20 protein-coding genes and 1 tRNA gene are annotated in these 21223 nt (G+C 64.5%); 3 read left to right on the top strand and 18 right to left on the bottom strand.

Annotation, left to right across the window (positions count from 1 at the left end):
- Positions 1 to 43: 43 nt before the first annotated feature.
- The 7 genes from G4O04_03290 to G4O04_03260 all read right to left on the bottom strand — a co-directional run bounded on the left by G4O04_03290 (position 44) and on the right by G4O04_03260 (position 5109).
- A tRNA-Glu gene (locus G4O04_03290) sits at positions 44 to 118 on the bottom strand.
- Between the two features lie 35 nt (positions 119 to 153).
- Positions 154 to 828: a class II aldolase/adducin family protein gene (locus tag G4O04_03285; protein ID HEY57556.1), complete on the bottom strand. Its 675-nt coding sequence runs from the start codon at positions 826 to 828 to the stop codon at positions 154 to 156.
- A 56-nt stretch (positions 829 to 884) separates the two neighbouring features.
- Entirely contained in the window at positions 885 to 1439 is a 555-nt protein-coding gene (locus tag G4O04_03280) for a hypothetical protein (protein HEY57555.1), read from the bottom strand.
- A gap of 30 nt (positions 1440 to 1469) precedes the next feature.
- Complete coding sequence (locus G4O04_03275) at positions 1470 to 1730, bottom strand: YgiT-type zinc finger protein (GenBank protein ID HEY57554.1); 261 nt, start codon at positions 1728 to 1730, stop codon at positions 1470 to 1472.
- The gene (lepB, locus tag G4O04_03270) at positions 1730 to 2374 is read right to left on the bottom strand and encodes a signal peptidase I (protein HEY57553.1); all 645 of its coding nucleotides are present in this window, start codon (positions 2372 to 2374) and stop codon (positions 1730 to 1732) included. The genes G4O04_03275 and lepB overlap by 1 nt, the downstream gene beginning before the upstream one ends.
- 229 nt (positions 2375 to 2603) lie before the next feature.
- Positions 2604 to 4616, bottom strand: coding sequence for a S9 family peptidase (locus G4O04_03265; GenBank protein ID HEY57552.1), 2013 nt, complete (start codon positions 4614 to 4616; stop codon positions 2604 to 2606).
- A 55-nt stretch (positions 4617 to 4671) separates the two neighbouring features.
- Positions 4672 to 5109 carry a D-tyrosyl-tRNA(Tyr) deacylase gene (locus G4O04_03260; GenBank protein HEY57551.1) on the bottom strand — a complete coding sequence of 146 codons (438 nt, stop codon included), beginning with the start codon at positions 5107 to 5109 and terminating at the stop codon, positions 4672 to 4674.
- A gap of 116 nt (positions 5110 to 5225) precedes the next feature.
- Between G4O04_03260 and G4O04_03255 the strand changes: the two genes are divergently transcribed.
- Genes G4O04_03255 through G4O04_03245 form a run of 3 tightly spaced genes read left to right on the top strand, consistent with a single transcriptional unit; the run spans position 5226 to position 7389 of the window.
- Positions 5226 to 6032 (top strand): hypothetical protein, encoded by an 807-nt coding sequence (locus G4O04_03255; protein ID HEY57550.1) that lies wholly within the window; start codon positions 5226 to 5228, stop codon positions 6030 to 6032.
- A gap of 15 nt (positions 6033 to 6047) precedes the next feature.
- On the top strand, positions 6048 to 6782 hold the full coding sequence (locus G4O04_03250) for a glycosyltransferase family 2 protein (GenBank protein ID HEY57549.1): 735 nt from the start codon (positions 6048 to 6050) through the stop codon (positions 6780 to 6782).
- Positions 6769 to 7389 carry a ribonuclease HII gene (locus G4O04_03245; protein HEY57548.1) on the top strand — a complete coding sequence of 207 codons (621 nt, stop codon included), beginning with the start codon at positions 6769 to 6771 and terminating at the stop codon, positions 7387 to 7389. The genes G4O04_03250 and G4O04_03245 overlap by 14 nt, the downstream gene beginning before the upstream one ends.
- 46 nt (positions 7390 to 7435) lie before the next feature.
- Here G4O04_03245 and G4O04_03240 read toward each other — a convergent pair whose 3' ends face one another.
- The 11 genes from G4O04_03240 to G4O04_03190 form a co-directional block, all read right to left on the bottom strand.
- Complete coding sequence (locus G4O04_03240) at positions 7436 to 8611, bottom strand: L,D-transpeptidase (GenBank protein ID HEY57547.1); 1176 nt, start codon at positions 8609 to 8611, stop codon at positions 7436 to 7438.
- A gap of 40 nt (positions 8612 to 8651) precedes the next feature.
- Positions 8652 to 9524 carry a deoxyribose-phosphate aldolase gene (gene deoC, locus G4O04_03235; protein HEY57546.1) on the bottom strand — a complete coding sequence of 291 codons (873 nt, stop codon included), beginning with the start codon at positions 9522 to 9524 and terminating at the stop codon, positions 8652 to 8654.
- A 32-nt stretch (positions 9525 to 9556) separates the two neighbouring features.
- Entirely contained in the window at positions 9557 to 10948 is a 1392-nt protein-coding gene (locus G4O04_03230; GenBank protein HEY57545.1) for a ribosome biogenesis GTPase Der, read from the bottom strand.
- A gap of 27 nt (positions 10949 to 10975) precedes the next feature.
- Positions 10976 to 12247, bottom strand: coding sequence for a hypothetical protein (locus G4O04_03225; GenBank protein ID HEY57544.1), 1272 nt, complete (start codon positions 12245 to 12247; stop codon positions 10976 to 10978).
- Positions 12244 to 13119: a TIGR00159 family protein gene (locus tag G4O04_03220; GenBank protein ID HEY57543.1), complete on the bottom strand. Its 876-nt coding sequence runs from the start codon at positions 13117 to 13119 to the stop codon at positions 12244 to 12246. The genes G4O04_03225 and G4O04_03220 overlap by 4 nt, the downstream gene beginning before the upstream one ends.
- 11 nt (positions 13120 to 13130) lie before the next feature.
- Entirely contained in the window at positions 13131 to 14276 is a 1146-nt protein-coding gene (locus tag G4O04_03215) for a dephospho-CoA kinase (GenBank protein ID HEY57542.1), read from the bottom strand.
- A 201-nt stretch (positions 14277 to 14477) separates the two neighbouring features.
- A complete protein-coding gene (locus G4O04_03210; GenBank protein HEY57541.1) occupies positions 14478 to 17231 on the bottom strand; it encodes a pyruvate, phosphate dikinase in 2754 nt (917 codons plus the stop codon).
- Positions 17232 to 17339: 108 nt separating this feature from the next.
- Positions 17340 to 19031: a hypothetical protein gene (locus G4O04_03205; GenBank protein ID HEY57540.1), complete on the bottom strand. Its 1692-nt coding sequence runs from the start codon at positions 19029 to 19031 to the stop codon at positions 17340 to 17342.
- Positions 19028 to 19594 carry a non-canonical purine NTP phosphatase gene (gene yjjX / locus G4O04_03200; GenBank protein ID HEY57539.1) on the bottom strand — a complete coding sequence of 189 codons (567 nt, stop codon included), beginning with the start codon at positions 19592 to 19594 and terminating at the stop codon, positions 19028 to 19030. The genes G4O04_03205 and yjjX overlap by 4 nt, the downstream gene beginning before the upstream one ends.
- Before the next feature lie 195 nt (positions 19595 to 19789).
- Entirely contained in the window at positions 19790 to 20869 is a 1080-nt protein-coding gene (locus tag G4O04_03195) for an NAD-dependent epimerase/dehydratase family protein (protein ID HEY57538.1), read from the bottom strand.
- A gap of 78 nt (positions 20870 to 20947) precedes the next feature.
- Positions 20948 to 21223, bottom strand: a 276-nt coding sequence (locus G4O04_03190) for an aldehyde ferredoxin oxidoreductase (protein HEY57537.1), incomplete at its 5' end; no start/stop codon positions are given.

Below are 21223 nucleotides of genomic sequence, written 5' to 3'. Positions count from 1 at the left end.
CTCCCAAATGAAAGACGGGCCGCTTCTGGCGACCCGTCCGCTGTGCCCCCAACGGGATTTGAACCCGTGTCGCGGGCTTGAAAGGCCCGTGTCCTAGGCCAGGCTAGACGATGGGGGCAGGCGCGCCGATTTTACCAAAGGGGCGAAAATGGGTCAAGCCTTTGGCGGCGCCTGGTCAAGGTAGGCCTGCCGAACGGCCGCCAGTTTGCTCAGGGCCTCGGCGGGCAGCGGGGCCACCGCACCGAGCATGTGGGCCCAGAGCAGCGTGTGGGCCGCGTGTTCCAGGACTTCCAGGCGTTGGGCCGCCTCGTCCAGGCTGCGACCCACGGTGAGGGAGCCGTGGCGGGCGAGGAGGAGCACATCGTGGTCGCGGATGAGGTCGGCGATGGCCAGGCGGTTCTCTTCGCTGGAAGGCGTGGCGTAAGCCGTGGTGGGTACCGGGCCTAAGAGGAGCAGCACCTCGGGCAGGGTCGGTTCTTCTAGAGAAACCTCGGCCAGGGTGAGCGCCACGGCGGCGGCCGGGTGGGCGTGCACCACTGCGGCGACTTCGGGCCGCTGACGATACACTTCCAGGTGCATGGGGGTTTCGGTGGTGGGCCGCAGCCCGCGCATTCCCTGTTCCACTTCCCCGTCCAGATGGACGATGAGCAGTTCTTCGGGCTGCAGGCGGCTTTTGGGGATCCCTGAAGGGGTGATGAGCACCCGCCCGGTGGAAAGGCGGGCTGAGAGGTTACCCGAAGTGCCGGGGAAGAACCCCTGGGCGGCCAGGCGGTGGGCGACGCGGATCATTTCGCGTCGCAACACCCATTCGTGAGAATCGAAGGTCATGGCATCCGGTCCTTGTGGCCTGTTGAGGCGTAGGATGGCTCCCAGGTGAGGCGGCCTTACTCCGCTTGTTGCGCCTGAGAGGGCCTGGCTGGCGCAATGCGCGCGCTCAGCGGGGTGAACAGGTCCAGTTTGTTGCGGTTGACCAACATGGCGGGGGCCTGGATTTTGAGGGTGGGGAAGACGATGGTGTGCAGTTGGGCGTTCAGCAAGGGGAGAAAGGTGTCCTTGTAGTCGGCCAGAACGGCTGCAGAAGAGAAGGCCCCGCTCCAGAAAAAGGTGCCCTGGACTTCAAAAACCTGGGTGGCGCCCCAGACCTCGTACGGCCGCCGGTTGCCCGTGCTGCGTAGGGGCACGGATGGGCCTAAGTGGTTCGGTTGCTTGACGGCCACGGCGTGGATGCCCACCTTAGCGATGGACAGCGAATGGTAGGCGGCCAGGAGGGTTCGCGGGCGCACCAGACTGGCCAGTCTGGCGTCGAGCACCTCCAGGTAGTCCGTGGTATGGTCGTGGATCACGGCCCAGAGGCCGGTGGGGCGAATGCGCACTTTGCCTGCCACCCGGTGCGTGGCGGTGAAGACTTCCAGGGGGATCAGGATTTCCGTGGGGCTCACAGATCCTCCTCAGGGGGCAGGCAATCCGGCTTAAGAGGGGTGGCGTGGCGAGCGGGAGGCCTCTCCGCGCCGCTGGACGGGCTCGTGCTGCAGCGGCGCCGAGAGCAACACATGCAGAAAGTTCAGCGCCTTGGGGTCGTATTCCAGATACCCGCACACATCGCATTGCCAGGCAGGGAAGTTGGGCACGGTGAGCAGGTCGTCGCCCAGATGGGTGTAGTAGGTCACATAGCGCAGGTGCAGCACCCCGGCCTGGCAGCGGGGACAGGGATAAGTGGACTCCTGGTTCATCACCGCACACTCCCGGTCGCACTCGAAGACGGCATCAGAGGGGGTGTTTCTATTTTACCCAAAGATTGCCAGGGCCAGTAAACGAACACCGCTTTGCCTACCACGGTGCTGAGAGGCACGGGGCCCATCACATGGGAGTCGCGCGAGTTGTTCCGGTTATCGCCCAGCACGAAAATGTACCCCTCGGGGACTTTCCACTGGCCTTCGTAACGCGGGGGTTCGCTGATGTAAGGCTCTTCGATGGGATGCCCGTTGATGTAAACCACCCCGTTGTGGATGCGCACCGTATCGCCGGGCAGGCCGATGATGCGTTTGATGTAATCTTCGCGGCGCATGGAGTCGGGATGGAACACCACGATGTCGCCCCGGTGCGGTTGTCCCCAATGGTAGGCCTGGCGGTACACCAGGACATATTCCCCGCCCTTGAAGGTGGGGTACATGCTCTGGCCGTGAACCTGCACCCGGGCCGTCAGGTAATTCAGGCCCAGGTATAAAGCCAGCGCCAGGAGGAGGGTTTCCACCACCTCCCAGATAAGGCGCAGACAGGAGGCGCCCCGGGCCGGAGGAGGAGGAGGGGTTTGGTCTTCGGGAAGTTCCAGCGGGGTTTCGTCGAGAGACGCGGGAGAGAGGGGAGCGACGGCCACACTAACCTTCCTTGCATGGGAGTAAGAACCGACGGGCGGTGGAACGCCGCCCGCCGTGGGATATTTGCCGCCCCCGATTATACTCCACTTTCTCCCCTCTTCCCCCCGCGTTGCGGGGAGAAGAGGGGAAATGGAGGGGCGGGGATGGACCTATCCCCGCCGGAACAAGGTTAGACTTTTTGAACAAGCCCGGGAAACTCCTCCGGAGGTCTGGATACGGACAAACAGGCTACCCCTTCAGATAGCGGTCCATCCACCGGAGGATGTGTTTCAAGCGCGCGATGCGTCGGTCGGTGCGTCCGCCGCGTGAGAGGCCGTGGGACTCCTCGGGGAAGAGCACCAGTTCGGTGTCCACCCCGGTGTATTTGAGGGCCACATAGGCCTGTTCGCCCTGGTCCACCGGGCAACGCAGGTCGTTTTCGCTGTGGATGATCAATGTGGGCGTCTTGGCCTGATGCAGGTAGGCCAGGGGCGAGACGCGCCAGTAGTCTTCCAGCGCTTCCCAGGGCGGTTTAGGAATCCCGATGAGGTGCTCGGTCAGCCAGTTCATGTCGCTGCTGCCCCAAAAGTTGACCAGATTGCTCACCGAGCGTTGCGCCACGGCCGCGCGGAAGCGGTGGGTGTGCCCCACGATCCATAAAGTCATGTAGCCGCCGTAACTGCCCCCGGTCACGCCCATACGTTCGGCTTCCACATAAGGCTGGCTTTGCACGAAATCGGCAAAGGCCATCAGGTCGGCGTAGTCGCGGTTGCCCCAGTCGCCCACAATAGCCCGGGCATGGGTTTCGCCGTACCCTCTGCCTCCCCGGGGGTTGCTGAAGGCGACCACATATCCCTGGGCGGCCAGATAGTAAAACTCGTGCATCATCAGGAAGCCGTACTGGGTGATGGGGCCGCCGTGAATCTCCACGATGGTGGGGTAGCGTTTTTGAGGGTCGAAGTCGGGCGGGGTCAAAATCCACCCCTGGAGGCGGTACCCGTCTTCGGCGGTGAACCATACTTCCTGCGTCTGGCCCAGGTTCACCCGTTTGAGCCAGGCGTTGAGACGGGTGAGTGGTCGATGCCGGTTGGTTTGGCGGTTCCACGACCATACCTGACCAGGATCCGTCAGCGTGCCGAAGAAGTAGACCAAGTGCTGGCCGTCGGCGCTAAGGTCAAAAGCGCCCACCACGCCGTCGCGGGCGATCAGGGTTTCCATGCCGCTGCCGGCGGGATGGATGCGGCGCAACTCGCTGCGCCCATGGCGAGAGACGGGAAAATAAAGCCATTGCCCATCGGGTGACCACTGGGGTGGGGGCGTGAAGGCGGCGCCGATCAGGTCGTTGATCACATCCACCGCGGCGTGGAGGTCAAAGGGTGCCGTGAGGTTCTGCGCCGGGCCATCGCCTTCCGCGGGGAGCACCCAGAGCCCCGTGTTCCGCCACCAGGCGCCGCGCCCCTCGGTGCCGTAGTAGGCGATCCAGCGCCCATCGGGCGAAAAGCGCGGCATGCTCTTCTGCCCCACAGGAGCTGGCAGGCGTTGCATTTCCCCACCCTGGGCGGGGATGAGGTAGAGATCGATGGCTTCCGGATCGCGGTCGGGGTCGGGTTGCCGGTTGGAGCAGAAGACAATGTGCTGGCCGTCGGGGCTCCAGGCCGGGTCCCATTCCTCGTACTGTTCGCCTTGGGTGAGTTGCCGTGCTTTGCCCGAGCGCACATCCACCAGCCAGAGGTGCCAGCGTTCCTTGGGCAGGAAACCGGCTCCGTCGAGTTTGTAGTGCAGTCGGGTGATGGGGCGGTCCACCACCCCCCGTTTCTTCCTGGTTTCGTCCTTTTCCCGCTCCAACACCTCGGGGTCGGTCTGACGAAACTGAATAAGCAGTTGCTTGCCGTCGGGGGACCATTCCAGGGCGCCGAACTGCCCTTTCAGGTCCCTGGTCAGTTGACGCGCTTCGCCGCCGTCCAGGGGAATGAGGTAGATTTGCGGCTGTTTTTCATCGTGACGGTTGGAGATGAAGGCGATGATCTTGCCGTTGGGGGACCAGCGGGGCATGGTGTCGTTGTGGTCGCCGGTGGTGAAGGGTTGGGGCGCACGCCGTCCATCGGTGGACGCCAGCCACAGGTTGGTGTATTTTTTCTCCTGTTTGGCGTCCACCCGTTCCATCATATACACCACCCATTGACCATCGGGGGAGATGCGTAAGTCTTTGATGAGTTGGAAGCGGTAAAGGTCTTCCGCTTTGAGGCGTCGTTTGGCGGGCATGAGCATCCTCCGAAGAAAAAAAATGAACCCAGCGGCGCACAGCCGCCGGGAAGGGTTACCGTTCCAACCAGATGGTCACCGGCCCATCGTTGCAGAGTTCCACATCCATGTGGGCGCCGAACTGACCAGTTTGCACCGGCACCCCGAGGTCCTGCAGCCGACGGGCAAAGGCCTCGACTAGGGGGGCGGCTACCTCTGGCGGGGCGGCAGCGACGAAAGCGGGACGGCGGCCTTTGCGGGTGTCCGCATAGAGGGTGAATTGGGAGACCACCAGGGCGGCTCCTTTGACATCCAGAAGGGAGAGGTTCATTTTGCCGGCCTCGTCTTCGAAAATGCGCAGGTGGGCGATCTTCCGGGCCAGGTAGTCCACCTGTTCCTCCCCGTCACCGTGGGTGACCCCGACCAAAAGCAATACCCCCGGCCCAATCTCCGCGATGGGATGACCTGCCACGGTGACGCGGGCCCAGCAGACCCTTTGCAGTAACACGCGCATATCCTCCTCCGTCGCGAGGGGTTCCTCTCTGCAAGTATATCATCAGGGACTGCCGAGAGGGCATCTACCGCGCGTTTTTCGCGTATAATAACCTTATCCCCTCCGGGAGGGCCACGATGCGCCACCGTAATCGTCTCTCTTTTATCAATCCCAAAACGCGCAAGCCGGATTACTGGAAGATTCTCCAGGCCATTTTCCGTTACGGCTGGGGCTGGTATAAAGAATACCGGGCTCAGGAAGTCTTGCTGCGCCCTTTCAACCAGCACCTGGACGGACGGTTTGTGCTGCTGCGCAATGTGCGCATCCCGGACCTCAAAGTGCCCCTGCCCCCTGTTATCGTGGGCCCCACTGGAGTGTTCCTCCTCTATGTGACGCCCCAGAAGGGGACCTTTCGCGTGCGCGAGGATATCTGGGAGGAGATCGATACCCGTAGCCGCCGGTTCCGCCCTTTGAAGCTCAACCTGGTGCGGCACACGATGGCTTTGGCCCGCGCGCTGGAGGAGCATTTGAGCGCCAAGGCCGGGACGGCCATCGAGGTGCAGCCGGTGTTGATCGCCACTGACCCCGGTACACTGGTGGATGCCATTCGCCCCTCGGTGCGGGTGGTACAGGCCGATGGGTTGGAGCATTTCGCCCGGGAGGTGGTCCGTTTGCGCTCGGCTTTATCGGCCGACGAGGTGGAGCAAATTGTCGAACTCCTGGCCCCTTCTCCCCTGCGCCAGAAGGCGGAACAGCCGCAGGCGGGCGTGAAGAAGGCCGGTCAGCCGGGGGCTGCCGCTCGACGCGTTCTGATCCCGCCTCAGTGGCAACGCTACCTCAACTTTACGCCGAAACAGTGGCTGATCCTGGGCGTGCTGGCCTGGATGGACATCCTCATCCTGGTGGGTTTCATCATCCTCATCGTGCTCACCAGCGCTCCATGACCTGGGAGAAGGTTCCTGTTGCGTTCTGAGATTTTTCTTTCCATAGTCATCCCTGCGCACAACGAGGCCCATCGCCTGCCCGGTACCTTGGACAAGGTACTGGCTTTTTTACACACCCAACCTTACGCGGCTGAGGTGCTGGTGGTGGAAAACGGCAGCCAGGACGATACCTGGGCCATCGCGCAGCGATACGCCCGGCGCTCTCCGCTTGTCCGTGCGCTGCGAGAAGAGGCACGGGGCAAAGGGTTGGCTGTGCGGCGCGGCATGCTGGCGGCGCGGGGCTGTTTTCGCTTTATGGCCGATGCGGATCTCTCCATGCCTATCGAGGAGTTGCCGCGGTTCCTGCCGCCCCAATTGACGGATTTCGATATCGCCATCGCTTCGCGGGAAGCGCCGGGAGCGGTGCGTTACCACGAGCCGGCTTATCGCCATCTGCTTGGCCGGGGGTTCAACTGGATGGTGCGCTTGCTGGCGCTGCCGGGCTTGCAGGATACGCAATGTGGGTTCAAATGCTTTCGCGCCGAGGTGGCCGAAGATGTGTTTCGCTATCAGACCCTGATGGGCATGTCCTTCGATGTGGAGGTGCTGTTCATCGCCCGGCGGCGGGGGTATCGCATCGTGGAAGTGCCCATCCCGTGGTACTTCAACCCCGATAGCCGGGTTCATCTGGTGCAGGATTCCTTGCGTATGGCGTGGGACCTGTTGACCATCCGCTGGAATGCCTGGCAGGGACGGTATGACCCGCCGTAAACCTGATCTTCGTCTGGAGGGGGCTTTGTGGCAGGGGGGACTGCGCCATGTGGCCGGGGTGGACGAGGCCGGGCGTGGCGCCCTGGCCGGGCCGGTGGCGGCGGCGGTGGTGATTTTGCCCCCCGACATCGAGCCAGACGCGCTGGACGGGGTGATGGATTCCAAGCAGTTGTCCTCGTCTCGGCGGCAGGCCGCGGCCACTTTAGTGCGCCGGATCGCCCTCGCCTGGGCGGTCGGGTTTGCTTCGGCCAGGGAGATCGACCGCTGGGGGATTTTGCCTGCCACGCGCCTGGCTGTGCGCCGGGCGTTGCGCCAACTGACCGTGCCCCCCGAGTATCTGTTGCTCGACCATTTGTTGCTCCCCGAAGTCGAACTCCCCCAAACGGCGATGCCCAAGGGCGATGCCCTGGTGCTCAGTATTGCGGCGGCCTCGGTGCTGGCCAAGACCTCCCGCGATGCGCTGATGGAGGCGCTGGAGGCGCGCTATCCGGGTTACGGGTTCGCCCAGCACAAAGGCTATGGCACGGCGGCGCATCGAGCGGCCTTGCGTCGCTTAGGGCCTTCCCCCATTCATCGGCGCTCGTTTCGTTTGCTGGCCGGAGAATGAACACCGGGGCCATGCGTCCATGGCCCCGGTCCGGTCACCGCGCGGGTCAGAATCCCCCTGAGCCGTAGAGGCTCGGATCGGTGGGGGTCTTTCCCGAGGGGTCCCACACATAAACCTGATCGCCGAGTTGGGCCCATTCGAAGAGCCAGTGGGCGTCGGCGATGGTGAGGTTCACGCAACCGTGGGAAGTGGGGTAGCCGAACACATCATGCCAGTATGCGCCATGGAGGGCCCGGGCTTCGTCGAAGTACATGGTCCAGGGCACATCTTCCAGCATGTAGTAATCGGAGCGGTCGCTCATAAACGAGCCGCGCATGTCGGTCGTGGCGTGTTTTTCGTAAATGGCGAACAGCCCCGGTCGGGTCCAGAAGGGGGGCGAGCCGGTGGAGACCAGGGTGGCGAAGACCAGGCGGTTGCCCTCGTAGGCGGCCAGCGTTTGCTCGAAAAGGTTGATTTCAATCCACCGCGAAGTGGTGACGCCTTCGGGGGGCTCTTCGCGGGGGAACACCAGCCCAACCCAGCGTTGTTCCACCCATAGGTTGGGGCCGATCATGTACCAGGTCAGCTCATCGGCTTCGCGCTGGTCGTACACCTGTACGAGGGTGTAGCGTTTCAAGAGGTAAGGCCAGGTTTCCTGACCCAGCCCCGGGGCTTTGCGAGGTTGAACACGGTTGGCGACGCTCCAGCCGAAGGGGCGCGGTGGCGGGGCGGTCAGTTGCACGCCGCGAAAGGCGGAAGGGGTCACGGGGAGCAGGTCCTTCCCCTGCATCCACAAGTTGGCCTCGGGGGCCACGCGGTAGATGCGCTGGTGCCCGCTGTAGGTCACCCAGTCGTAGGAAACATACACCAGACCGGGAGGATAGGTTTTCGCTGGCCGTTCGGTATCCAGCCCATCGCTGGTCCGCCGATACATGCGGGCTTTGTCGGCCTGCACATAGGCGTAGTATGGCAGGCTGTCAGGGGGGGGCGAAAGCCAGTCCGGCGCAATGGGGATGGCTGGCGGCGGGGTCAGCGGGAAGGTGACCCCCTGAGCGCCCCATTGATCCACATAGGCGGCGGCGCCCAGCGGCGCGCAGTTGAGGGGCCGGTCCAGGGGCGCCACCGGAGGGCAAAGGACGGCCCCCTGGGCGCTGATGGGCGGGGATTGAGCCGCCGCAGGGGGCACCCCCAGGCTCAGGAAGGCGAGGAGTAGGAGGAACCCACTCAGGGGACGGAGACGCATAAGGGCTCCTTGGAGAAAGGGGCGAGCGGGTGGGAGATGCTCATTCGTTCAGGACCTTGTGGGCCTCGGCGACCAGGCGCACACCGGCGCTGGCGCCCAGGCGGTTGGCCCCGGCCTCCACCATGGCTTTGGCCTGGGCAAAGGTGCGGATGCCCCCCGCCGCTTTGACCCCCAGATGTGGGTCGACGACCCGGCGCATGAGGACGATATCCTCCACCGTGGCCCCGCCGGGGCCAAACCCGGTGGAGGTTTTGACGAAATCGGCGCCAGCGTGTTTGCTCAGCAGGCAGGCGGCGATTTTCTCTTCGTCGGTGAGCAAAGCGGTCTCAAGGATCACTTTCACGATGGCCCCGGCGGCGTGGGCGGCCTGGGCGACTGTGTTGATGTCCTGGGCCACTTTGTCGTATCGGCCCGCTTTGAGCAGGCCGATGGGCAGCACCATGTCGATCTCGGTGGCGCCGTCCTGGATAGCCTGCAGGGTCTCGAAGACTTTGACCGCGGTGGGGGTGGCGCCCAGGGGGAATCCTACCACAGTCGCCACCTCGATCTCGCTGCTGGCCAGCAAATCGGCGGCCAGAGGCACATAGACGGGGTTGACGCATACGGCGGCAAAGCGATGTTCGCGGGCCTCGGCGCACAGTTGGGCGATTTGCTGCGGGGTGGCCTCGGGTTTGAGCAGCGTATGGTCGATGAGGGCGGCCAACCTTTCGGGGGTGAGCGGCCCTGCGGGTGGGGCGGAGCGGGAGGACGAGGAGGCGCGATGGGCGGTTAGTACGCCTCCCTGGGGGGTAAGGACGGTGCGAACGCGTACCGCCTCGACCTGGTCTTCCTCGATCCTCCAATCCCATGCAGGTTGTTTTTCCAGCGCGGCCAGCACGCGTTGGGTGACTTGTTGGATGAGAGATGCCAGCATGTTGTTGTCCATAGGGGTCTCCAAAGCCAGGGTCAGTGCTCCCGTTTACGCAGCAACAGGCGCAAGGGGGTTCCGGTGAAATCCTGTGCCTCGCGTAGGCGGTTCTCCAGATAGCGCAGGTAGGTGAAGTGTATCAGTTTGGGGTCGTTGACATGCAGCACGAAAGTTGGCGGGGCCACCCCCACCTGGACGGCGAAGTAGATTTTCAGCGCTTTGCCGCTGCGGGAGGGCGGTGGATGATAGGCGATGGCGTCCTGGATGATCCGGTTCAGTCGCGAGGTGGGGATGCGGATGAGGCTGTTTTCGTAGACCTGAAGGGCGGTGGGCAAAACCTGGTGCACCCGCTGGCCGGTCTTCGCCGAAATGAAGAGCAACGGCGCGTAACTGAGGAAATCCAGTTCGCTGCGGATGCGGGCGGTGTATTCGTTCATCGTGTAGGTGTCTTTTTTGATGGCGTCCCACTTGTTGACCGCCAGCACCACGGGCTTCCAGGCGTCGAGCACAAAGCCGGCGATGTGGGCGTCCTGCGCGGTTAGCCCTTCCACGGCGTCGATGAGCAGGACGGCGACATCGGCCCGGCGGATGGCGCGCAGGGTGCGGATGACCGAGTATTTCTCCACCCCCGGGTCGATGCGCCCCCGACGGCGAATCCCCGCCGTGTCGATGAGAATGACCGGCTTGCCGTAGTAGGTGATACGGGTGTCCACAGGGTCGCGCGTGGTCCCCGGGATGGGGCTCACGATGACGCGTTCCTGGCCCAGCAGGCGGTTGAGCAGGCTGGATTTGCCCACATTGGGTCGTCCCACGATAGCGATTTTGGGCGCCTCTTCCTCCTGTTCGTCCCCTTCCGTCTCTCGTGGGGCGCGGGGAAGCACGGCCACCAGGGCGTCCAGCAGGTCGCCGACGCCGCGCCCGTGGAGGGCCGAAATGGGGTGGGGGTCGCCGATGCCCAGTTCGTAAAACTCGTAGAGGTTCTCGGCCCGTTGCTGGGAGTCGACCTTGTTCACGGCCAACAGCACCGGTGGCCAGGGCTTCCCCTCGCGCTCTTGTTGAAACTGCCGCAGGATGGCCGCCACTTCGCGGTCGGCCGGGGTAACGCCACTTTCCACATCGACCAGGAAGATCACGGCGTCAGCTTCGCGGATGGCGGCCTCGGCCTGTCGGCGAATCTCTTCAATGAACGCCGCCGAACCGACGGAGAGCGGCGATTTGCCCCGCTGCCCGGCGGTGGGGTCGATGCCCCCGGTGTCTACCACATCGAAGACCACGCCGGTCCATTCGGCCTCGGCGATCAGCCGGTCACGGGTGGTGCCCGGCGTGTCGTCCACCACGGCCAGACGGGTGCCGACCAGGCGGTTGAATAGGGTGCTCTTACCCACATTCGGCCGGCCCACCAGGGCCACAACTGGTCGCGCTTTTGCCATAAGGGCACTCCTTGCTGCCGGATAGGGCTAAGGGGTGGTGGTTGGGGTTGGGGTGGGGGCGGGCTGGATGGTCACCTCCACCGTGGTGGGGTTGATGGCGTCCACCGTCACCTGCTTGGCCAGAACCTCGACCACGGGCTCCACCTGGTGCGTGCCCAAGGGGAGGTCGCTCAGGTCCACCGTGGCCCGCAGCGAGGTCTGGCTCAATTTGTCCAACACCGGGAGCGGCCCCGAGAGGATGACATCGATTTCGGACGGCTGAATCACCGCTTCCATGCCCAGGGGCAGGCCAATGGCCTCGATGGGCACGGTGTAGGTGACGCTGCCCTCAATGGCGGCGATGTTGACCTGCACCAGCACACTTTCTAGCCCCACCAGCGTGATCCCCTCAGGAAGGTTGATTTTCAGCGAGGCATCCAGATCGTCCGTGGCTCCGCTGATGTCCAGCGGTTCGGTTTCTACATAACCCGGCAGGGCACGCACCAGTTCCGGATCCTGAGAAAAGACCGTGACCACAGGTGGGGAAACGCTTACATTGGTGATCCGGTACCCCTGAGCCACCTGCCCTTTGAGCACCACTTTTACAGCCACATCGCGGTAGCCGCCCAACTGGCGCACGGGGATGGTCAGGGCCACCGTTTCAGGATCGATGGTCAGCCCGGTGACCGGGTGCCCCTCGGCGTCCACTGGGAGGGGGCGCAGGGTGCGGCGGATGGTCTCCCGGGTGTTGTTGAGGTCCACGGTAACGATCACTTTCGCCACCTGCTCCAGTTCGCTTGCCGGGCCGGTCAGGGTCACCCGGGAAGGCGAAACCAGGGGGCGGCTGGTGTAATACCCCAGGGCCACCTCGCCGTTTTGTTCCACCTCGACCGGGAGGGTGCGGGAGGCTAGGTAGTCCAGGGTGAGGGTGAGTTCCTGGGGGTCGTATTCCAGAATCTGCACCGGTCGGGCCTCAACAAGGGGCTGGATGCTCACGATGTAATTGCCGGGATGGTCGATGCCCTTGAGGTCGGCCACGGCTTCCACCAGCGAGGGCTCGGTGGTCAGACGTTCCCAGACGGATTGGGGGGCGCGCACGCGCAGGCGCACCGCCTGGGGTAACCCGTTGGTGACGATCATGTCCGCTGGCAGGTTGTGGACTTCCAGCGGGACGGTGTAGGGGAGCCATCCCTGGGTGTTCGGGTCGCTGTCGAGCACGGCCGAAACCCACACGGCGATGGCCAGGATGAGTGCCGTGAACAGGGCGTTGAGGTGGCGTTTGAACCAGTGCCAGAAAAAGAGCAGCCAGGCGAGTCTCATGATTTGTCCTGATGGGATGATGGGGGTTCTGCGGCTGAAGGCTTGAACCAGCGACGCAGGCGTTGATGGATGTGGGTTTCCTCCGGCGGCGGGAAGAGGGTGTGGAGCACCTGTTCCAGGCGTTGCGGGCTGAGCCGGCGCAGGATGCGTCCCCGCACGGCCACCGAGATGGCCCCGGTTTCCTCCGAAACGACCACGGCCACGGCGTCGGTGCTCTCGGTAATGCCCAGGGCCGCGCGGTGCCGCAACCCCATCTGGTGGTCTGGCGTGCGGTTGAGCACGCCGCTGGTGGAGAGAGGCAACACGCAGGCCGCGGCTTTGATGCGCCCATCCTGGATAATCACGGCCCCGTCATGCAGCGGGGTCTTGGGATAAAACATTTGCAACAGGAGTTCGGTGGTCACTTTGGCGTCCAGGGGGACGCCCGTTTCGGTGTATTCGCTCAGATCCACTGTGCGTTGCAACACGATGAGGGCGCCGTGGCGCTTGGCGGCCAGCCGGGCGGCGGCATCCACGATAACGGGAAGAACGCCGTGGGTATGCGTGGCCTCGTGAACGAACCATGTCCCCGCTCGTCCCAGTCGCTCCAGGGCTTTGCGGATCTCCGGGGCGAAGATGACCGGTATGGCCAGCACCAGGGCGGGGGAGGCCGTGCGCACCAGCCAGGTGAAGGCGGGGAGGTTGATCAGGCTGGTCAACAGGCTGCTGATGACCAGCAGGAACACAATGCCGTTGATGAGGGCCATGGCCCGCGTGTCGCGCAGCCAGACCAGGATCACGAAGAAGATGAAAGTGACCAGCAGGATGTCCACCACGCTGGTCCAGGTCAACCGTTGAAAGACGAAGATGAGGTTGTCGAGAAGGGCTTGCATGGGGCCTCACATCAGATGGGGTGGAGTACCCGATCCTTGCGCAGTTGTTTGAACAGCATCACCGTGCCCGGTGGCTGGGATTCACGGGCGGCCTCCTGCCAGGCGCGCACGCCCAGGTCCTGCGGCTGGCGCACCTGATAGCCCAGGCGCTCCCAGACCTTGGGATTGGCCTGGAGCATGGCGGGCAGCAGGAAGATCAGCGCAGCCTCGCACTGCAATTCCTGGGAGCCGCGCTCGATCTCCTGCACCATCAAGGGAATCCCTTGCTCGGGATCGACTTCGGGGGCCAGATAGAACTCGATAGTGCGGGAAATCAGGTTTTCCACCTGCCACCCGGCCAGGCCCACCAGTTGCTTTCCCCGGCGCAGCAGCAAGTAGGCCTGTTCCCCGAAAGCGGCCAGGATGTCGGTGCGGGTGGGCTGGCGCTGCCCCCGGGTGACTTGGCTGATGAAGCGGGCGATTTCCTCCGCCTGACGCGGCCCCCCGCGCTCCACATGGTAGGATGCCGAGGTCGCCACGGTGACGGGGCCGGTTTGGGCCTCGGTGCCCGTCGCCCTGGCCACCACCCGGCGCCAGGCGGCGACGACCTGTTTCCAGGTGTCTTCGAAAGAGCCGTCGTTGTGGATGACCACATCGGCGGCGGCGACTTTGGCCTGTTGCGGGGGCTGGGCGGCGATGCGGCGGCGGGCCTCGCGTTCGCTCATCCCGCGCTTGCGCATCAAGCGGGCCAGTTGGGTTTCGGGCGAGGCGTCCACCACCCAGACGCTGTCGCACAGGCCCTTGAGGTCGCTTTCCAGCAGTTTGATGGCTTCGATGACGATAACCTTGCGGGGGCTGTGGCGTGCCAACCAGTCGATGGCTTCGCCCACCAGGGGGTGGACGATGGCTTCCAGCCGTTGCAGCGCTTCGGGGTCGCTGAACACAATGGCGGCCAGTTTCTTGCGGTCGATTTCCCCATTGGGGCCAAGAATCCATTTGCCAAAGGTGTCGATCACGGGCTGGTAGCCCGGTGCGCCTTTGGCGATGGCCCGATGGGCCAGCATGTCGGCGTCGATGGTGTAGGCGCCCAGATGTTCCAGCATCTTGCGTACCACGCTTTTGCCCGTGGCGATGTTTCCGGTCAGTCCGATGATGAATTTGCCTGGCCAGTGGCTCATGATGATACCTCGATGAAAAGAGTGCCTTTTCATTTTATCAGAAATTAAGGCCGTTTCCGGCTCTGAAGGAAGGAAAATCCGTGGCCAGTGGAACCAGCAAGCAGCGATACAGGCATGTAGACAACGTGGGTCAGAGAAGAAGGGATAGAAAAAGGCCCGGAGGACTGTCCTCCGGGCCAAAAAGGGGCTCGCTGGGGCCGACTACGCTTTGGGCCGGTGCTTCAACGCGGCCTGGGCGGTGGCTAGGCGGGCCACCGGCACGCGGAAGGGCGAGCAACTGACATAGTTCTGTCCGATGAGGTGGCAGAACTCGATGGTGGCCGGGTCGCCGCCGTGCTCGCCGCAGATACCCACTTCCAGTTCGGGCCGCGTGGCGCGACCCTCTTCCACGGCGATCTTCATCAGCCGCCCCACGCCGTCCCGGTCCACGGTCTGGAAGGGGTTCGCGGGCAGGATGCCTTCCTCGATGTAGGTGATGAGGAAGTTGCGCTCGGCGTCGTCGCGGCTGTAGCCGAAGGTCATCTGGGTGAGGTCGTTGGTGCCGAAGGAGAAGAACTGGGCTACCTCGGCGATTTCCCTGGCGGTCAGCGCCGCCCGTGGGATCTCGATCATGGTGCCGAATTTGTACTCCACGGTGACGCCTTTCTCCTCCATCACCTGCTTGGCGATTTCCTCCAGCCGGGGCTGGATGCGCTTCAACTCGTTCACATGGCTGGTCAGCGGGATCATCACCTCAGGCTTGGGGCTGCCGCCGCGGGCTTTCACATTGCAGGCCGCCTCGAAGATGGCCCGCACCTGCATCTCCACGATTTCGGGCATCACGATGCTCAGGCGCACGCCGCGCATGCCCATCATGGGGTTGCTTTCGTGCAGGGCGCGCACCTTGGCCAGCAGGGCTTCTTTCTCGGCCAGCCCTTCCGTTTCGCCCTTGGCCTTCATCGTGGCCACTTCTTCGATGAGGCTCTCCAGCGAGGGCAGGAACTCGTGCAAAGGCGGGTCGATGAGGCGGATGATCACCGGGTAACCGTCCATGGCCTCGAACAGGCCCTCGAAGTCGCTGCGCTGGAAGGGCAGCAATTCGTTCAGGGCGGCTTTGCGTTCTTCGGTGCTTTCGGCCAAAATCATGCGTTGCACGATGGGCAGGCGCTCCGGCTCGAAGAACATGTGCTCGGTGCGGGCCAGGCCGATGCCCTTGGCCCCGTAGGCACGGGCGCGGCGAGCGTCTTCCGGATAGTCCGCGTTGGCCCACACCTGCAACCCCGTGGTGGGCCAGCCTTCGGGCGCCGGGCGGATGCCCGGCGTGGCCGCGATTTCATCGCCCCAGTCGAGCAGGGTCAGCAACTCGGTTTGCTCTTCCAGCGAGGGGGCGATGGTGGGCATCTGTCCTAAGAAGACCTCGCCCGTGGAGCCATCGATGGAAATCCAGTCGCCTTCCTGGACGGTGATGTCGCCCACGGTCATCTGGCGCTTTTCCAGGTCAATGCGGATGGCCCCGGCGCCCACCACGGCCGGGATGCCGAATTGCCGTGCGACCACCGCCGCGTGGGAGGTGGCGCCGCCCTCACTGGTGAGAATGCCCTGGGAGGCGATCATGCCATGCACATCGTCGGGCTTGGTGAAGGGCCGCACCATGATGACCTTTTCGCCGTGTTCCTTGGCCATCTTCTCGGCCGTGTCGGCGTCGAAGTACACCTTGCCCACGGCGGCCCCGGGCGAGGCGTTCACGCCTTTGGCAATGACACGCCCCTCCTTGCGGGCTTTCTCCACCTCGGCGAGGTCGAATTGCGGGTGCAGCAGGGTGTCCACCTGCGCCGGCGTGATGCGCGTCACGGCCTCTTCTTTGGTAATCAGGCCCTCGTTGACCATATCCACGGCGATTTTCACCGCGGCCTTGGCCGTGCGCTTGCCGTTGCGGGTCTGGAGCATCCACAACTTGCCCCGCTCGATGGTGAACTCCACATCCTGCATCTCGCGGTAGTGCTTTTCCAGTTTCTCCGCGATGTCCAGGAATTGCTTGTAGGCTTCGGGCAGTTCCTCGGCCATCTTCTGGATGGGCGAAGGGGTGCGGATCCCGGCGACCACATCCTCGCCCTGGGCGTTGAGCAGATACTCGCCCCAGATTTCCTTTTCGCCGGTGCTGGGGTTGCGGGTGAAGGCTACACCGGTGCCGCTGTCCCAGCCCATGTTGCCGAACACCATGGTGACGATGTTGACGGCGGTGCCCAAGTCATGGGGGATGCCCGCCGCGTTGCGGTAATCCATGGCCCGTTTGCTGTTCCAGGAGCGGAACACGGCCTCGATGGCCAGCCTCAACTGCTCCATGGGATCCTGGGGAAAGTCGAAGCCCTTGTGTTCCTTCACCACCTTCTTGAAGCGTTCCACCAACTCCTTCAAATCCTCGGCGGTGAGGTCGGTGTCCTCTTCCACGCCCCGCTCCCGTTTCATCGCTTCCAGGACCTCTTCAAAGGCCTCGTCTGGGATATCCAGCACCACCGAGCCATACATCTGAATCAGCCGGCGGTAAGCGTCGTACACGAAGCGTTCGTTTTGGGTGAGTTCCACCATGCCTTTGGCTGTCTTGTCGTTGAGACCCACATTGAGCACGGTATCCATCATGCCGGGCATGGAGAACTTGGCACCCGAGCGCACGGAGACCAGCAAAGGATTCTTGGGGTCGCCGAACTTTTTCCCGGTTTGCTCTTCTACTTTCTTCAGGGCCGCGAGAGTCTGCTCCCACATGCCTTCAGGAAACTTGCCGCCGCTCTCGTAGTAGGCGTTGCACGCTTCGGTGGTGATGGTGAATCCCGGAGGAACGGGCACGCCGATGCGGGTCATCTCGGCCAGGTTGGCCCCTTTGCCGCCCAACAGGCCCCGCACGGCATCCCAACTGCCGCCCACATAGGCTTCGGCCTGATCCACTTCGGAGAAGAGGTAGACCCATTTCTTGTCGCTCATCGTTTGACCTCCTAAAGGTAAGAGAAGGATTGCACACGTGTTCAAAGCAACCTTCAAGGCTTTAGTTTACCACCATCGGGAGGGAAGAGGGGACACAGGGCCATCTCCTTACGGGGGCGATGGGGAGTTTTTTGGCCGCAGGCAGTCCTCCATCCCTGGTGGGGCGAAGATGATGCCGCTGGCGTCTTCGTACACTGGGGTGAAGACGGGTAGCAGGGCCTCCCGTAGGGAGCGGTAGCGGTTTTCTTCCTCCTGGATAGCCACATAGACCACAGCCACGCATTGCCCGGCGTATCGCTGGCGCAGGTCGCGCGCCCATTCCTGCAGGGAATGATAAGAAAGTTCCCGGGTTTCCAGGGTCACGGGGTCGAAGAGATAGGCTTTGCCGTCGCGGATGAGGGGGAACTGCAACACCGACGCCGGCCGGTCGGCGTAGTAAAGGGTTTCCTGGTATTCGTTGGTGAAGATCTGGACCTCAGGGGGTAGGGCGCGCACAGCGTCCCAGATGGGGGCTTTTTGCCAGCGTTTGGCGCGCAGTTGGAAGCCGTAGTAATGGTAATCGGTGAGATGCTGCTTGGCGTACTTCGGGTTGAAGAAAAGCAGGCCCACCCATACCGCCGTGAGCAACACCGTGGCGATCGAGCGTTGGCGCACCAGCCACCAGAGGGAGAGGGCAAAGAGCAGCGAGAGGGCGGGAAACAGAGGGGCCAGGATGCGGGCATCCATCGGCGTGGAGGCGTCCACCAGGGCGATGGCAGCCACGACACCGGCAAAGTAAAGGAGGGCGAAAAGGCCCCAGCGTCGTAGCAGGTCGCGTTGAGGTTGGGGCATCCTGCCGCGGAAGGCCGCCAGAACGGCCAGGGTCAAGGCGCTCAGACAGAGGGCGTAGAGGGCCAGGGTGAGCCGGGGGTCGTGTTCGGCGATGCGCTGGGTGAGGGGGTCGGCCCAGGCCCAGAAGGTGTGCAGGGCCTGCTGCCATTTTTCGCGGGTGGGGGGATGCCAGAGGAGCTGGCGGTTGGTGGCGGCGCCTCCCCGAACATGGTTGACCAGCAGCAACACTCCCGTAGGGAGGATGGCACCGGCGGCGGCCAGGGTGAGTTGGTACCACCAGCCCCGGGGGCGTCGGCGTCGCCAGAAGAGCAGAGTGTCCAACACGATCCAGGCGGGGAGGAGCAGGCCGATCCAACGGATGTAGGCGGCCAGCCCAGCCATCAGGCCGGTCACCAGGGCGCGTGAGGGGGTGGGGTTCTCTTGCCAGCGGCGCAAAGCCCAGGTTGTCAGGAACACGACGGGGAGGAAAAGGGTCTCGGAGAACACGAAGCCGTAGAGGTAGGCCATGGGGAAGGCCACGGCCAGCCAGGCGGCTAGCCCGGCCGCGGGGAAGGCGTGTTTCGTAGCCTGGTAGAGTTCTCCGGCGGCGAGGAGGATCAGCGCGGTCAGGGAGAGGGCGTTGAGCAGCAAGGCGGCCCGGGCCTCGTCGCCGTGGGTCAGGGACATGAGCAGGCTGATGGCCCAGGGGTAGCCCGGCGGGAAGTGGGTCACGGGCTTGATGCCGCCGCCAAATCGCGGGTAGCCGTAGCCCAGACCACGGTGGATCATGCGGGCGGTGACCAAATAGGTCAGCCCGTCGGAGTTGGCCATGGGGCCCCAGATGGCCGTGGCCCACCAGAGCAGGTACAGCCCGGCCGAGGCCGCGATCAGGGCCAGCAGGGCCACCACCCAGGGCTGCCGCCACAACGGGTGGGAGACGAAGGCCCGGCTGAGCGCAGCGAGACGCTGCCTGGTCCTGTGCGCCCTCATGGCCTGCCCGCCGTGGGAGAGGGTGAAGAGGTATGGCGAAAGACCGGGTGCTTGAAGGGCAACAGGGCCAGCACGATGGCGTGTTCGTACAACGCAGTGCGGTCGATCACGCCGCCGCTGAGCAGGCCCACGGCACCCATCTTTTGCTTGCTGTTCTCCTCGCCGCAGACCACATCGTCGGCTTGGCCCAGTTCGTAGCCCTGGCGTACCAGCCGGGCCACCACCGGGGGCAGCAGGAAGGTGCCGCTGCGCGCGCGGCCCAGGCGGCCCTGGCGGTCGAGCACCGCGACCCAGGCGAAGGAGAGCAGGTCGTCGCCGTCGGGCTGGACGCCGCCTTCAATGCCCACCCAATACGCGGCTTGGGGTCGGGCCTCACGGGCGGCCCGTGCGCGGTTGAGGGCGCCGCGCAGGGTTTCGGCGTCGCTCAGGGGCTGTTCACCGACGCCCGAAGGCACGGCAATCCCTGCGACTTCCCAGGTTTCCTGGGGGAACATGCGGGCAAAGGCGCGCCGCACGGCTTCCTGTTTCACAGGGTTGGTGGACGCCACGATCACTTGCATCATGAGCCTCCCTGGGGGAAGGAGTAGAGGTGTCGGGGGCATTATACCTGTTTCTGCGCCCGGCGGGACCATTCCTGCAAGGAGAGGATCAGGGACCTGCCCCTCCTCGGAAAGCCGTTTGGGGCCAGGTCGAATTCCCTCCAAAGGGCGCGGGAGACCCAGATGGCGGCGGCGAAAAAGAAAAGGAACTCCAACCAGTCAGCGGCCATGGGGCCCTCCTGGGCCAGGCCTGGGCCATGGATGCCCCGCAAGGGCATCGGATGAGGTGGCAGGAGCGGGCGCCCCGCGCAGGTACGCTCTGGCCCAGGCTACGGCAGCCCTCAGTCCCTCGGCTAGCGGTGTGGGGTGGAACCCCAGTTCGCGCCGGGCTTTGGCGTTGCTGGCCCGCCAGTCGGGGAACACATAGTGGCGCAGGTTGAGGGGGTAGAACGGCTCGCGGTGGTTGAGCCGCGCCCACGCCTCCAGAACCGCGGCCAGGGCGAGCAGCCCCAGTCGCGGCGCGGGGAGGCGCCAGGCGCCGATACCGGCCAGGCGGCCTACCAGCCAGTTCACCTCGCGCAGGGTAGGCGGATCGTCGTGCAGGTGGTACACCTCTCCCGCCCGCCCCCGTTCCAGGGCGGCCAGGATGCCCTGCACCACATCGGGCACATACACCGGCGGGAAGATGTGCCGTCGGCCCAGACCCACCTGGAGGCGCACCCCCCGCAGGGGATCGAGCACCAGCAAGCGGTTCAGCCCGTAAGTGCCCCCAGGGCCGTAAAAGCCGCCCGGTCGGAGGATGACCACCTCCATGCCGCTGCGGGCCGCGATGCGGCGCAACGCCCGTTCGGCGGCGTACTTGCTGTGCTGGTAAGGCTCGCGGGGGCGGGGCGGGGTGGCTTCGGTGACGACGCCTTGCGCAAGGGGGCGGCCGATGACCGCCAGGGTGGAGACGAACACGAAGCGGCGCACACCGGCCCGCACTGCCGCCTCGGCCAGCCGTTGGGTGCCCACCCGGTTCAACCGGTCAAAAGCGTGGGCCGGCCCCCAGAAACGAAACAGGCCGGCGGCGTGCACCACCGCCGCGCAGCCCTGGAGGGCCGAGGCATAAGTGGCCGGGTGAAGCAGGTCGCCCGGCTGAGGCGTCAGGCCCGCGCTCTGGGGAAGACGCGCCAGGCTGCCGGGACGCACCAGGGCGTGCACGGCATACCCGGCCGCGGCCAGAGCGGGCAATAGGGCCTGCCCTAAGAAACCCGTCCCGCCGGTGACGAAAAGCGTCGCTTGGTGGCCGTGGCCCATGGGGGCATTATACCAACGGAGCGGGCCGCCCACCTCGGGCTGAAGGTTTTCGCATTTGAAGGCCCAGGGAAGCGGGCCTCAGGAGAGGGTGTCCAGCCCCAGCCGTTTGAGGGTTTCCGCCGTGGGCGCGCCGGTGGCGGGGTCCCAGCCGCGGACCTGGTAGTAGGCGGCCAGCATCTCGGCGAAGGGGATGCGATACCCGGCCGCGCCGCCGTCGGCGTAGGGCTCCAGTAGCGGCTTGGGCAGCCGGTCGTCGGCGGGTGTGTGGCCCAGCCGCAGGTTGAGCAGCCGCTTCAGGTTCCAGGCCCGCTTGCCCACGGTGAGCAGGTCCTCCACGGTGTAGGTCTCGCCCGT

The organism is Anaerolineae bacterium, from assembly GCA_011176535.1.
In the GTDB taxonomy this organism is placed as follows: domain Bacteria; phylum Chloroflexota; class Anaerolineae; order Anaerolineales; family DRMV01; genus DUEP01.
The sequence above is the reverse complement of the archived record's forward strand: the minus strand, read 5'-3'. Positions and strand labels throughout refer to the sequence as shown.